Origin of the sequence: Tenacibaculum sp. Cn5-46 (assembly GCF_022347705.1) — a bacterium.
Classification (GTDB): domain Bacteria; phylum Bacteroidota; class Bacteroidia; order Flavobacteriales; family Flavobacteriaceae; genus Polaribacter; species Polaribacter aiptasiae.
The window spans coordinates 670,476-684,334 of sequence record NZ_JAKRGD010000001.1 but is presented as its reverse complement, the minus strand read 5'-3'; the positions used below and the strand labels follow the sequence as shown (position 1 = coordinate 684,334).

The window sequence follows — 13,859 nt, the reverse complement described above, 5'->3', positions numbered from 1 at the left end:
TATGAAAAAAACATTTCTAATCGCTCTTTCAATAATTAGTATTGTTTGTTGTAAAACAACACCTAAAGAAAAAGAAAAAATTACAGGTTTAATTACCGATAAAGCTATGGTTGTTTCTGCTCGTGAAGAAGCTTCTAAAATTGGTTCAGACATTCTTAAACAAGGAGGTAATGCTTTCGACGCAATGGCTGCAACTGAATTAGCTCTAGCGGTAGCTTATCCATATGCGGGAAACATTGGAGGTGGTGGTTTTATGGTATATCGTAAAAATGATGGAGAAATTGGCGCTTTAGATTATAGAGAAAAAGCACCTTTAGCATCATCAAAAGATATGTTTTTAGATGAAGAAGGTAATATTATTAAAAACAAAAGTACTTTAGGAGCTATGGCAGTTGGAATTCCTGGTACAGTGGCAGGAGTTTTTGAAGCTCATAAAAAGTTTGGAAGCTTACCAATGTCTAAAATATTAACTCCAGTAATTGCTTTAGCTAAACGAGGAGTTATTGTTACTGAAAAACAGGAAAAAAGAATAAAAAAATATCAGCCTTATTTTTCAAAGGCTAACAAAGAACCAATCATTTTTGATAAAAACTGGAAAAAGAACGATACTATTAAATATCCAGCTTTAGCAGAAACTTTTAAACGTATTTTAAAAAATGGACGTGATGAATTTTATAAAGGAGAAACTGCTAAACGTCTCGTAAAATTTATGCGAGACAACGGTGGAATTATGACCGAAGAAGATTTAGCTAAATACGAAGCTAAATGGCGTACACCAATCACTTTTTCATACGATGATTTAAGAGTAATATCAATGTCTCCACCATCAAGTGGAGGAATTTGTTTAGCACAAATTATGAATGCTATTGAACCTTATGATTTAGATAAGTATGGACATAACTCTACAAAAACCGTTCAAGTAATCACAGAAGCAGAGAGAAGAGCTTATGCAGACAGAAGTCATTTCTTAGGAGATCCAGACTTTGTAAAAATTCCTTTAGAAACATTAATTAGTAAAGAATACACAAAAGATAGAATGAATGATTTTTCTTTTGAAAAACCAACATCATCAAAAGATGTATCACACGGAAGCATTGAAATGGTTGAGAGTAACGAAACAACACACTACTCAATTGTAGATTCATTTGGAAACGCTGTATCGGTTACCACAACAATTAATGGAGCTTATGGTTCTAAACTATACTGTTCAGATTTAGGATTCTTTTTAAATAATGAAATGGACGATTTTAGCAGCAAACCCGGAGTTCCTAATATGTTTGGTTTAATTGGAGCAAAAGCCAATGAAATAGCGCCAGAAAAAAGAATGTTAAGTTCTATGACTCCTACCATTGTTGAAAAAAATGGTAAATTATGGATGGTCGTTGGAACACCAGGAGGATCAACTATTATTACTTCTGTTTTACAAACTATTTTAAATGTACATGAATTTAAAATGGGAATGCAAGAAGCTGTGAATCAACCACGTTTTCACCATCAATGGTTACCAGATGTAATAATGATGGAACCCAATAAATTTGATACTATAGTAAAACAAGATTTACAAAAAATTGGATATACGTTAAATGAAGAAGATGCTCCAGTTATAGGTAAAGTTGAAGGAATCTTAGTTCTAAACAACGGAAAATTGGAAGGAGGAGCAGATCCTAGAGGTGATGATAAAGCTGTTGGGTTTTAATCAAAAAGATATTACCACAATGAAGCTTCACCAAAAAACAAACTTCCTCTTTTTATCTTTTCTATTTATTTGTAATATAATTTTCATTGTAATCAACTATAACATCTACAATGAATATATGTCAAGCTCGGGTAAAAAAAGGGCCTTATTTGGACTTCATTATATTAAATATTTTTATGTAGTATACTTATTTATTTTTGAGATTTTTGCCTTTCTAATTATTTTAATTTCTAATAATTTAAAATTAACCATATACATTTCTTTAATTCTTCTTATTATTTCGGCTATATTGATTTTTGCAGAACCTTGGTAATGGTTTATATAAATTTATGAAACATATAGAAACTCACAAAGTTCCTTTATTAGAAACTCCTATTCGGTTACAAGAATACGCCGTTGGAATATTTAAAACTATCCCAACAAAATCTGGTATAAAAAAGGCCATAAAAAAAGAGTTAGTTTTTGTTAATGGAAAAATAGCTTCTACCGCTTTATTTATTAGAGGCAATGAAACAATAGAGCTATTTAAAATCGAACAAAATTCTACAGTTAAGAAATTCAATTTTTCTTTAGAAGTTTTGTTTGAAGACGAACATTTGGCTATTGTATACAAACCTTCAGGGATTTTAGTTAATGGAAATTCTTTTGCTACCATCGATAATTCTTTAGAACAAAACCTAACAAAAAGTACTTTATTTGATGCTGTACGTCCGAGACCAGTTCACCGTTTAGACTACCCCACAAGTGGACTACTTTTAATCGGTAAAACGACCTCAAGCATTACTTTACTAAATCAGTTATTTGAAAACAAGAATATTCAAAAGACATATCACGCAATTAGTATAGGAAAAATGGAATCTATCGGCGAAATAAATTCTCCTATCGATTCTAAAAGCGCTCTTACTCATTACAAAACAATACAAACAGTTTCTTCACCACGTTTTACATACTTAAACTTAGTAGAATTAAAGCCAGCCACAGGAAGAAAACATCAACTAAGAAAACACCTACTTTCCATAGGAAACCCTATACTAGGTGACAAGGAGCATTGTATAAAAGAATTAGTTTTAAATGGTAAAGGATTGTATTTACATGCCTCATCATTAGAGTTTGTACATCCATTTACAAATGAGTTAATAAACATAAAAAAAGAGCTTCCAAAAAAGTTTAAAAAAATATTCCCCAAATCCTAAACTAACTTGTCAGTTTTTCATTTTTTTTCCGACTGTATTGGAAACTGTTCTCATATGAAGTTAGTACTCTTTTTTTTAATTTTCTTTAGTTATACAATCACTGCCCAAAATATGAATATTGAAAAGCTAGATGAGATTATAACTAAAAGTTCAGATAGTCTTATGACTAAAAATAACACATGGAAATTTATTTATAAAAACAGAATATTAATTTGTGTTGCTGATAAAAAAGCAAATCGAATGAGAATTATTTCTCCCATAGCCAAAAAAGAACAACTTACTGAAGAATTAATTTTAAATTCCTTAGTTGCAAACTTTCATACTGCTTTAGATGTAAAGTATGCACTTTCAGATGAAATTTTATGGTCAGTTTTTACACATCCTTTAAAAGAATTGACACCTCAACAAATAGAAGATGCAATATCTCAAGTGTACTATGCAAATATAACTTTTGGAACATTGTATTCGAGTACTTCATTAACCTTTCCAGGAAATACAAAAAAGAAAGAACTTAAAAAAGAGATACCGTTTAAAGAGAAAATTTAAACTTTCTGCAAAGAATTTCTTAAAAAAGAAATTATAATTCTTGTACATTTGCAGCTATGCGTATAGATATTATTACCGTAGCTCCAGAACTACTTAGAAGTCCGTTTGAACATTCAATGATGAAACGTGCTATAGATAAAGGTTTAGCCGAAGTACATTTTCATAACTTAAGAGATTATGGGATAGGTTCCTATAAAAAACTAGACGACATGCAATTTGGTGGAGGTGCTGGTATGGTTTTAATGATTGAACCTATAGCTAAATGCATTGAAAAACTTCAAGCAGAGAGAGTGTACGATGAAATTATCTACATGACTCCAGATGCCAAAACTTTGAATCAAGCTACGGCAAATTCTTTGTCATTAAAAGAAAATATCATTATCTTGACAGGACACTATAAAGGTGTAGATCAGCGAGTTCGCGATAAATACATCACTAAAGAAATTTCTATTGGTGATTATGTTTTAACCGGAGGCGAATTAGCTGCTGCAATTTTATGTGATGCTGTTATTCGATTAATACCAGGAGTACTTGGAGATGAACAATCTGCCTTAACTGATAGTTTTCAAGATAACTTACTATCACCTCCTGTATACACAAGACCTTCTGAATATGAAGGTATGAAAGTACCAGAAATATTATTATCTGGTAATTTTCCAAAAATAGAAGAATGGCGAAACGAAAAAGCATATGAGCGGACACAACTAATTAGGCCAGATCTTTTAGATGACTAAACTTATCAATTTCACCAAACAATATCCGATAATAAGTATTATCCTTGGATTTCAGTTATTCCGACTAATCCTTCTCCCTTTTATGGGATTGATGCCACAAGATGCTTATTATCATTTTTACGGTGAAAACTTATCCCTATCATACTTCGATCACCCTGGTATGATAGGCTATATTTTAAGAGGTTTTACTTTTCTTTTTGGAAAATCTGTTTTTGTAGTAAAATTAGCCGATTTTACCATTACAGCACTTACTCTTATTTGTTTTTATAAACTTGCTTCTAAATTTCTTTCTAAACAAAAATTAAACAACGCAATAATTCTTATAACATCTACGCTGTTTATTTCAATACTATCTTTTAACTCAACACCAGATGTTCCTCTTTTGTTGTTTTGGACACTAAGTCTTTTATGCTTATTTAAAGCTATTTTTGAGAATCAAAAATTATATTGGGTTTACGCTGGTATTGCTATGGGACTGAGTTTTAATAGTAAATACACCGCTTTATTATTACAATTTGGATTGATTGCCTTTGTTTTGTTTTCTAATAAATACAGAAAATTATTTTTAACACCTTGGCTATGGATTAGCTTAATTATCTCAATATTAATAACCTTTCCTATTTGGTGGTGGAATTATCAACATGATTTTGCTTCATTTGTTTTTCAATCCTCTAATAGAACTGGAGATATTTCCGAGTTTAACTTATCTCCTGAATATTTTTTAGGAGCTATTTGCCATCAAACTTTATTGCTTTTACCTGTTCTTTTTGGAATTATTGTTGTTTTTACTATCAAATACATAAAAAGAGCATTTATTAAATTCAAACTACCTAGTAGCGAAACATTATTTTTATTAGCCTTTTTCATACCTACGTTTATTGGATTTTTTGCTATTTCTCCAATTTATTGGGTTAAATTAAACTGGATGATGCCTTCATACATCACTGGAATTATTTTAGCTGGAATGTTTATTTCCAAGAAACTCGTTAAATATCAACTAATTTCTTCAATAGGATTACACTTACTACTAAGTCTTCAAGTTTTATTTTATTTAGTTCCTATTAAAAGTGATGATACTTGGGTTGGCTGGTGTGAATTAGCAAGTAAAACAAAAGACATACAAAAAACTTATACTCCTGACACTTTCATCTTTGCTGATGACGGCTATAAGACTTCTGCAGCTTTGAACTTTTTTATGGAAGAAAAAGTTTATGCCCAAAATATTATTGGTTTACCAGCTTTACACTTTGACTATCTAGGAGACAACTTATCATTGTTAAATAATAAAAATGCTATTTTTCTAGATTCTGACAAACGATTTAAAAATAAAAATATGAAAGGAGACATACCTAAAAAACTCCTCCCATATTTTAATACTGTTACCGAACTAAAACCTATAATACTTCATTATAATAACAAGGAGGTTCGCAAATTCTGGGTCTACTACTGTACCAATTACCAAACTAAACCCTAGACATCTTATACAAAAAAAGATACTTAACAACTACTCCCCTCCTCTTTATTGGAACAGCTTTTATCATTGAAATATTTTGGTATTTATCCCCATATAAATCCTTAGGGTCTTTGAAATTCCTACCATCAGTTATATACAAAGCTTCATTTCCTAATTTTGGATTCTCTTTATTAATCCAATAATACTTATGTATTCTATCTAAAGTTCCAAGCCCATATACACTCATATCATTTGGTCTAGCGATATAATAATCTATATGTGCAGCTGGATACCAATTATTCGATATAATAGGAATTTGGTTCAAATCATGCTCTTTAAAAATTATTGATAATTTTTCAGAAGCTTGTTCCCAACCATACATATCTAATAGAACATCATTTTTTCCTAGTTCTTCCTTTTGCATGGTAGTATCGGTAGGCAACATTATTCCTCTATTTATTACTTGTGAAGCTACAATTAACAATACAGAAATTCCAATGATACCAACTGATAATTTCTTTATAATATTCTTTTTTTCTACTACAAACAATGCTATAATTGGTAATAATGTTACATAAGCAACCCCTGACCAATGCGGTAATGTACTTCTATATAGCGAAAGATAGATTGTAGTTAAAATTAACGGAACACTACATAAATAAAAAAAGTATTGTATCGGTTTATTGAACACAAACTTTTTCTTAAAAAAAGAAATCAGTACCAATATAAAAGTAATAACTATGTATGGATTATTATAAACAAACTGTCCTAATACCTCCCTCATAAAAGAATTGATATTAAAATCTAAACTAAATAGTGAAACTCTTTTATTATGAAACTTATAACTAATAAAGTCATTCTCATAATTCCAATAAAAGATTAGTCCAACAGCTATCAAAGGAAAAATAATTCCTACATACAGCCATATATTTTTCAACCAAGATCTTGAAAAGAAAATTATATATAAAACTATACCAAACAATAAAAAAATTGCCTGATATTTAGAATAAACAGCACACGCTGCAAAGAAAAATGCTAAAAGCAATTTAATATTTAATTCTTTACTTGATTTTTGAGGTAAAACCTGAATAAAAAAGTAGAAACTCAATAACCAAAAGAAAACTAATGGAGAATCAGGAAGTATAAATGTACCAGCAATTATAAAACCATAAATATGTAAGTGATACAATAGTACAGCGATAAAGCCTACTTTTTCATCTTTAATATAACTTCCTATTAAAAAAACAACATACATATTTATACTTGTAGGTATAATCGCCGCCAGTCGAATGAAGAGTTCTGAGTCGAAATATAAATTTCCAGTAAAAAATTGGATAAAAAAACCAACCATTGGAGGATGATCAAAATGGCTTAAATCTGGAAATTTTGCGTATAACCAATAATAAACTTCATCGTTTCCAAACTCCAAAACTCCTCCTAAAAAAAGCCTTAATAAAGTTCCTAAAACTATAAGCGCTATTGTCGCTTTTTTATATGACCATTTCATTAACTTAACTTATTTCTTTTAGAACAAAATAATCTCATACTTACAAAACCTATAAATATACCTATAATTGACCCTATAAAAACATCAATCCAAAAATGCTGAGAAAGATATACTCTGGATATACCAGCTATCAGCGCTAGTCCTAACCATAAATATTGTAAAACACTTTTTTTGAAGTATAAACATAGAACAGTAAAGATAGCAAAGGCAGTAATTGTATGACCAGAAGGAAAAGTATTCCAATACGCCATTTTTACACCTTTAATCAAATATAAACTTTCTTCCCCTAAAGCTCCAACTGGTCTTGGCACCCCTTTAAAAATTATTTTTTTAAAAAAGTGAGTTACAACTAGTGTTAAAACTCCACTGGTTAAAAAAATCAAAGACATTCTTTTCTTTATAAAAAGGAAAATTAAGATCAAAACACCAAACATAACTCCGTCACCTAAATGTGTTGTATATTTAAAAAAGAAATCGAAAAAAGGAGTATGAAATTGATTTATATATAAATGAAGTGAGAGTTTATTAAACAAGCATACTAAAAAAAGTGAGCTTAAAAAAAACACTCCATAAATAAAAAACACTTGTTTTTTTACCGATAAGAATAAATCCGTTAGGACATGCTTTTGTTTTTTTAACTCAACACTAGAAGAAATAGCACTACTGTAGTTCATAAACTAAATACTTTTACTAAAATTATTTTAACAATTGACCAACAAAAGTATAAAGCGCAGTAAAGCATTTATTTACAAAGGAATCCCATAACATGTTTTAGGAGTCATTTCGGTTTTTAGGACTTATTCTACATAAATCCGGACTTATTTTATGGTTAAAATTTTAGGGTAAAACACAATAATTCCCTTTTTATATTTTCTTATCACAAAATAAAATTGATCCTATTTAAACTTTACAACAATTCTTTATTCTTATTGCTATAAAACTATCTTTACGACATTCGTAAAACATCAAATTAACTTTAAGTATTTTTAACCATTTATTACATAATTCACATTATGTCAACCCTTTATTAAAACAGCTTTGAAAAATGCTAACAAAAAAATAATTAACCAATAGAGCTTAATTATTAGAAAATAAGTCTTAAATTTGCAGCCACAAAATCAACCTCTGACGAAAATCGTGAATGTTGCTTTTATACAACCATATAAATATTTATTAAAATGGATTTAGTAAAATTTGTTCAAGAAGAATTTGTAACAAAAAACGAATTACCAGAATTTTCAGCTGGAGACACTATTACAGTGTATTACGAAATTAGAGAAGGAGAAAAAGTACGTACTCAGTTCTTTAGAGGAGTAGTAATTCAAAAAAGAGGTTCAGGTACTTCTGAAACATTTACTATCAGAAAAATGTCTGGTACTATAGGTGTTGAACGTATTTTCCCTGTAAACTTACCTGCTATTCAAAAAATTGAAGTTAATAAGAGAGGTAAAGTTCGTAGAGCTCGTATCTACTACTTTAGAGGTCTTACTGGTAAGAAAGCAAGAATTAAAGAAAGAAGAAACTAAGAATTTTTCTTTCCAAAAGAAATTAAAAAGCATTCTGTTCAAACAGAATGCTTTTTTTATTCACAAATGTTAATAAACAACGTTTATATCTTGTTGATATTTAAAACGTTAAATATTTTATTTCAAGAAAATCGTATCATATCTTTGAACAGAGTTTATTCTTAAATAGAAATAGTTACTACTATATATAATTTAAAATAAACTTATAAAGTAACGTTCTTTATATAAAGCTTTTAAAAACTTTAAAGATAGTAGAGAATATCAATTGAAAATAATTATAAGTTATTTCATAATTTATAATTATTGGTTATAAGTAATTATTAATACATTTAACTTTAGAGTTCGTTAAAAGCAAAAGAAACATTAAAATTTATAAATGAATATTTATAAAATTATGTTTCGATTTGAATATAGTTAAGTAGTAATTTCTAAGGAAATAACATAAACACTGTTTTATTTGACGATGTAGCAATACAGGTCAGTGCAAATACTATTTCAAAAGAAAGCCATGTTAGACAAGAAATTGTTTGATATGGCTTTTGTTTTTAATAACAAAAACTGCTTCTTTCTTTTTTATTTTATCATATTCGCAATAAAACAAACTAATTAATAACATTTTAGCATCAAAAAACTCATTGCGAATTCTTAAATTTGCATCACTTCAAAATTAATTTAATTTTTTATCTATAAATATGAACAAGACTGCTAAAATTATGTATACAAAAACGGATGAAGCTCCAGCGTTAGCTACACGTTCGTTTTTACCAATTGTAAAGGCATTTACAAAATCATCTAACATAGAGATAGAAACTAAAGATATTTCTTTAGCAGGAAGGATTCTTGCTAACTTTTCAGACTATCTAACAGAAGAGCAAAAAGTAGAAGATGCTTTAGCCTTTTTAGGAGATTTAGCTAAGAAACCTGAAGCTAATATTATAAAATTACCTAATATTTCTGCTTCTGTACCTCAGTTAAAAGCTGCTATCAAAGAATTACAAGCTTTAGGATATGCTTTACCAGACTTCCCAGAAGAGGCCAATACAGAAGAAGAAAAAGCAATTTTAGCACGTTACAACAAAGTTAAAGGATCTGCTGTAAACCCAGTTTTACGTGAAGGAAACTCTGACCGTAGAGCTCCAAAAGCCGTAAAAAATTACGCAAAAAAGAATCCTCACTCAATGGGAGCATGGAGCTCAGACTCTAAAACTCACGTAGCAACTATGTCTGATGGAGATTTTGCTCACAGTGAAAAATCAACAACAGTTCCAGCAGCTACTGATGTACAAATTGTTCATACAGATGCTAACGGAAACAAAACTGTTTTAAAAGAGAAAGTTTCATTATTAGCAGAAGAAGTAATTGACGCTTCAGTAATGAGTAAAAAAGCTTTACTAACTTTCTTAGAAGAACAAGTAAAAGATACTAAAGAAAAAGGATTATTATTTTCTTTACACATGAAAGCTACAATGATGAAGGTTTCAGATCCTATCATTTTTGGTCACGCTGTTCGCGTTTTCTTTAAAAATTTATTTGCTAAACATGGACAAACTTTTGAAGAAATTGGTGTAGATGTAAATAATGGATTTGGTAATTTACTAAGTAACCTTGAAGAATTACCTGCTGATAAAAAAGCTGAAATCTTAGCTGACATTGATGCTATTTACGCAAGCAACCCAGATGTAGCTATGGTTAATTCTGATAAAGGAATTACCAACTTACACGTTCCTTCTGATGTTATTATTGACGCTTCTATGCCAGCAATGATTCGTACTTCAGGACAAATGTGGAACAAAGAAGGGAAACAACAAGATACTAAAGCTGTAATTCCTGATAGTTCTTATGCTGGATTATATCAAGAAACTATCGACTTCTGTATAAAAAATGGTGCTTTTGATCCAACAACAATGGGAACAGTTCCTAATGTTGGTTTAATGGCTCAAAAAGCTGAAGAATACGGTTCTCATGATAAAACTTTCCAAATTGCTTCTGACGGTAAGGTTCAAGTAATTGATGCTAGCGGAGCTGTTTTATTAGAGCACAATGTAGAAGAAGGTGATATCTGGAGAATGTGTCAAACAAAAGACGCTCCAATTCAAGATTGGGTAAAATTAGCTGTAACAAGAGCTAAAGCTACTCAAACACCTGCTGTTTTCTGGTTAGGAAAAAACAGAGCTCATGATGCTGAAATTATTAAAAAAGTAGAAAAATATTTACCAAACCACGATACAACTGGTTTAGAAATAAAAATCTTATCTCCAGTAGAAGCTACTAAATATACTTTAGAAAGAGTAAAAGAAGGAAAAGACACTATTTCTGTTACTGGTAACGTATTACGTGATTACTTAACAGATTTATTCCCTATTTTAGAATTAGGTACATCTGCTAAAATGCTTTCTATTGTTCCTTTAATGAATGGTGGAGGTTTATTTGAAACTGGTGCTGGAGGATCTGCTCCTAAACACGTTCAACAATTAGTTGAAGAAAACCACTTACGTTGGGATTCTTTAGGTGAATTTTTAGCTTTAGCTGTTTCTTTAGAACACTTAGGAGAAACAAACAATAATAGCAAAGCAAAAGTATTAGCAGAAGCGCTAGATGACGCTACTGATAAATTACTTGACAATAAAAAAGGACCTTCAAGAAGAACTGGTGAATTAGACAATAGAGGTTCTCATTTTTATTTAGGTATGTACTGGGCACAAGCATTAGCTGCTCAAGATAAAGATGCTGAATTGAAAGCTCAATTTACTCCTGTAGCAGAAAAATTAGCTGCAAATGTAGATACAATTGTAAATGAATTAAACTCAGTTCAAGGGAAAGAAGTTAATATTGGTGGATATTACGAGCCTACTGATAATTTAGCTGATGATGTTATGCGTCCAAGTGAAACATTAAATACTATTTTAGCTAGTATTTAATAACACAGTAATAAACAAATTTAAAAAGCAGATGAGATTTCATCTGCTTTTTTTATTTAAACACAATACTTCTAACCTCCTCTCCTACCTTCTATTTAAACATCTATAAATAGCTTTACATTTATAGCTTTCAAAAGTTTATAATTAGTAAATTTGAATTATGAAATTCACCAAAACAACAGAACAAGATTCTAATTATAATGATTTAGAAAAAATGAATATTTCTGAATTATTATTCAACATAAATAAGGAAGACCAAACGGTACCTTTAGTTGTAGAAAAATCATTACCACAAATTGAAAAACTAACTGAACAAATAGTTTTAAAATTAAAAGAAGGTGGACGATTATTTTATATAGGTGCTGGGACTAGTGGTCGTTTAGGAATTGTTGACGCCAGTGAATGCCCTCCAACTTTTGGTGTATCTCATGATTTAGTAGTTGGTTTAATTGCTGGTGGAGATACAGCTATTAGAAAAGCTGTAGAGTTTGCAGAAGATTCAACAAAACAAGGATGGCTAGATTTAGTTGATTACAACATTTCAGACAAAGATATTGTAATTGGTATCGCTGCTTCTGGAACTACTCCTTATGTAATTTCAGCCTTAGAAAAATGTAATGAAAACAATATAATCACAGGCTGTATTACTTGTAACGAAAAAAGCCCTTTAGCATTAACAGCTAAATTTCCTATAGAAGTTGTTGTAGGACCAGAATTTGTCACAGGAAGCTCCAGAATGAAAGCAGGAACAGCTCAAAAATTAGTTTTAAACATGCTTTCAACCGCTACCATGATTCAACTTGGAAAAGTAAAAGGTAATAAAATGGTTAACATGCAACTATCTAACAACAAGCTTGTAAATCGTGGAGAAAACATGTTAGTTTCTGAATTAAAGATCGACAAAAAAAAGGCAAGTCAGTTACTAGAAAAATACGGAAGTGTAAAAGAAGCTATTAAAAATTTTAACAATGACTAAAACTACAACTTTTGATAAAGTAGTAAAACGATTCTTAATTCTACTTGGATTATTAATTGTATCTCCAATAGTTTTAAGTATTGGATTCAAAGCTTTTCGAGTTTTTACCGAGAGCCCTAAAAATTATATAGCCTACACACTACTAACGCTAGGTGGTTTTTTAATTTTATTTACCGTTTATTATGGATTTAGAACTATAAAAGCTTTCTTAGACAATCTATTTCAAAAATAAGTTGAAGTCAAATATCAAATTAACAAAGCTCTTAAATTGGGAACATTGGCCTTCTTACATGTTCTATATTCCCAACATCCCTTTTGCTTTTTATCATGGAGTAAAAGCTGGTAGTTTAGTTTTCTACACAGCAACAAACCCTGGTATTGAAAATTCTGGAATTGGAACAGAATCTAAATACAAAACACTTCAATTATTACCTCAGGAATATTTACCAAAAACGATATTTCATAAGGCTAATTCAAATATAGAAGACACTTTAAAAGCAGTTAATAACAGCAAAATAACATATCCTTTAATAGCTAAACCTGATATTGGTTTTAGAGGCTTATTAGTTAAGAAAATTGAGAATAAAGAAGATTTAATTAACTATCTAAAAAAGTATCCAATAGACATTTTAATTCAAGAGTTTTTAACTGAAGAAAATGAGTGTGGAATATTTTATCATCGACTACCTAATGAGAAAAAAGGTAAAATTACCTCTATTACTTTAAAAGAATTTTTGAATGTTACTGGTGATGGAACATCAACTATTGAAGAACTCATAAAAAAAGATAATAGAGCTAAAATTTATTTAGAGCTAGTTAAAGAGAATTCAAAAAATATAGATTTACAAAGAATTATTTCAAAAGGTGAAAAGATAAAATTATCATCTATTGGAAATCATTCAAAAGGAACTCGTTTTATAAACGGAAATCATCTTATTTCAGAAAAACTTGAAGCTACTTTCAATAAATTAAACAATCAATCTAACGATTGGTTTTATGGAAGATTAGACCTTAAATACGATTCTTTTAATGATGTAGAAAACGGAAATTTTAAGATTCTAGAATTAAATGGAATTTTAGCAGAACCCACTCACATCTATGATTCAGAGAACATTAATTATCTTCAAGCATTAAAAGAAATTAGAAAACATTGGGCACAATTAAACAAAATAGCAAGATATAATCACGACCAAAAAAACGTACCATACAGAACGACAATAGGTTTACTTAAAGACGTTAAAAAACTAGTCAATTATACTAAATATATTGCTAAATTAAATAAAAGTTAATGTACCTTTGTGACCTTTTAA

Annotated in this window: 12 protein-coding genes; 10 read left to right on the top strand and 2 right to left on the bottom strand. The window is 29.7% G+C overall.

Annotated elements, in window-relative coordinates:
• Nucleotide 1: 1 nt before the first annotated feature.
• From ggt to MHN29_RS03185, 5 genes are all read left to right on the top strand, one after another.
• A complete protein-coding gene (gene ggt, locus MHN29_RS03205; protein ID WP_235272958.1) occupies nucleotides 2-1,696 on the top strand; it encodes a gamma-glutamyltransferase in 1,695 nt (564 codons plus the stop codon).
• A 329-nt stretch (nucleotides 1,697-2,025) separates the two neighbouring features.
• Entirely contained in the window at nucleotides 2,026-2,889 is an 864-nt protein-coding gene (locus tag MHN29_RS03200; RefSeq protein WP_235272960.1) for an RluA family pseudouridine synthase, read from the top strand.
• Nucleotides 2,890-3,000: 111 nt separating this feature from the next.
• Nucleotides 3,001-3,435 (top strand): hypothetical protein, encoded by a 435-nt coding sequence (locus MHN29_RS03195; RefSeq protein ID WP_235272962.1) that lies wholly within the window; start codon nucleotides 3,001-3,003, stop codon nucleotides 3,433-3,435.
• 56 nt (nucleotides 3,436-3,491) lie between these two features.
• The gene (gene trmD / locus MHN29_RS03190; RefSeq protein WP_235272964.1) at nucleotides 3,492-4,169 is read left to right on the top strand and encodes a tRNA (guanosine(37)-N1)-methyltransferase TrmD; all 678 of its coding nucleotides are present in this window, start codon (nucleotides 3,492-3,494) and stop codon (nucleotides 4,167-4,169) included.
• Nucleotides 4,162-5,643, top strand: a complete 1,482-nt coding sequence (locus MHN29_RS03185; protein WP_235272967.1) for a glycosyltransferase family 39 protein — start codon at nucleotides 4,162-4,164, stop codon at nucleotides 5,641-5,643. The genes trmD and MHN29_RS03185 overlap by 8 nt, the downstream gene beginning before the upstream one ends.
• Here MHN29_RS03185 and MHN29_RS03180 read toward each other — a convergent pair.
• Nucleotides 5,633-7,129 carry a glycosyltransferase family 39 protein gene (locus MHN29_RS03180; RefSeq protein ID WP_235272969.1) on the bottom strand — a complete coding sequence of 499 codons (1,497 nt, stop codon included), beginning with the start codon at nucleotides 7,127-7,129 and terminating at the stop codon, nucleotides 5,633-5,635. The genes MHN29_RS03185 and MHN29_RS03180 overlap by 11 nt on opposite strands.
• On the bottom strand, nucleotides 7,129-7,803 hold the full coding sequence (locus tag MHN29_RS03175) for a phosphatase PAP2 family protein (protein ID WP_235276238.1): 675 nt from the start codon (nucleotides 7,801-7,803) through the stop codon (nucleotides 7,129-7,131). Before MHN29_RS03175 ends, MHN29_RS03180 begins: the two co-directional genes overlap by 1 nt.
• Nucleotides 7,804-8,307: 504 nt before the next feature.
• Here MHN29_RS03175 and rplS point away from each other — a divergent pair.
• From rplS to MHN29_RS03150, 5 genes are all read left to right on the top strand, one after another.
• Nucleotides 8,308-8,655, top strand: coding sequence for a 50S ribosomal protein L19 (rplS, locus tag MHN29_RS03170; RefSeq protein WP_150899700.1), 348 nt, complete (start codon nucleotides 8,308-8,310; stop codon nucleotides 8,653-8,655).
• A 692-nt stretch (nucleotides 8,656-9,347) separates the two neighbouring features.
• Nucleotides 9,348-11,573: an NADP-dependent isocitrate dehydrogenase gene (locus MHN29_RS03165; protein WP_235272973.1), complete on the top strand. Its 2,226-nt coding sequence runs from the start codon at nucleotides 9,348-9,350 to the stop codon at nucleotides 11,571-11,573.
• 160 nt (nucleotides 11,574-11,733) lie between these two features.
• Nucleotides 11,734-12,549: an N-acetylmuramic acid 6-phosphate etherase gene (murQ, locus tag MHN29_RS03160; RefSeq protein WP_235272975.1), complete on the top strand. Its 816-nt coding sequence runs from the start codon at nucleotides 11,734-11,736 to the stop codon at nucleotides 12,547-12,549.
• On the top strand, nucleotides 12,542-12,781 hold the full coding sequence (locus tag MHN29_RS03155; RefSeq protein ID WP_235272976.1) for a DUF6095 family protein: 240 nt from the start codon (nucleotides 12,542-12,544) through the stop codon (nucleotides 12,779-12,781). The genes murQ and MHN29_RS03155 overlap by 8 nt, the downstream gene beginning before the upstream one ends.
• A 1-nt stretch (nucleotide 12,782) precedes the next feature.
• Nucleotides 12,783-13,838, top strand: coding sequence for a D-alanine--D-alanine ligase (locus MHN29_RS03150; protein ID WP_235272978.1), 1,056 nt, complete (start codon nucleotides 12,783-12,785; stop codon nucleotides 13,836-13,838).
• Nucleotides 13,839-13,859 lie beyond the last annotated feature (21 nt).

What these genes read in the sequence shown, in the direction of transcription:
- rplS (WP_150899700.1), top strand. Translation starts at nt 8,308, where the DNA reads ATGGATTTAGTAAAATTTGTTCAAGAAGAATTTGTAACAAAAAACGAA.
- MHN29_RS03175 (WP_235276238.1), bottom strand. Translation starts at nt 7,803, where the DNA reads ATGAACTACAGTAGTGCTATTTCTTCTAGTGTTGAGTTAAAAAAACAA.
- ggt (WP_235272958.1), top strand. Translation starts at nt 2, where the DNA reads ATGAAAAAAACATTTCTAATCGCTCTTTCAATAATTAGTATTGTTTGT.
- trmD (WP_235272964.1), top strand. Translation starts at nt 3,492, where the DNA reads ATGCGTATAGATATTATTACCGTAGCTCCAGAACTACTTAGAAGTCCG.
- MHN29_RS03155 (WP_235272976.1), top strand. Translation starts at nt 12,542, where the DNA reads ATGACTAAAACTACAACTTTTGATAAAGTAGTAAAACGATTCTTAATT.
- MHN29_RS03195 (WP_235272962.1), top strand. Translation starts at nt 3,001, where the DNA reads ATGAATATTGAAAAGCTAGATGAGATTATAACTAAAAGTTCAGATAGT.
- MHN29_RS03165 (WP_235272973.1), top strand. Translation starts at nt 9,348, where the DNA reads ATGAACAAGACTGCTAAAATTATGTATACAAAAACGGATGAAGCTCCA.
- MHN29_RS03180 (WP_235272969.1), bottom strand. Translation starts at nt 7,129, where the DNA reads ATGAAATGGTCATATAAAAAAGCGACAATAGCGCTTATAGTTTTAGGA.
- MHN29_RS03185 (WP_235272967.1), top strand. Translation starts at nt 4,162, where the DNA reads ATGACTAAACTTATCAATTTCACCAAACAATATCCGATAATAAGTATT.
- murQ (WP_235272975.1), top strand. Translation starts at nt 11,734, where the DNA reads ATGAAATTCACCAAAACAACAGAACAAGATTCTAATTATAATGATTTA.
- MHN29_RS03200 (WP_235272960.1), top strand. Translation starts at nt 2,026, where the DNA reads ATGAAACATATAGAAACTCACAAAGTTCCTTTATTAGAAACTCCTATT.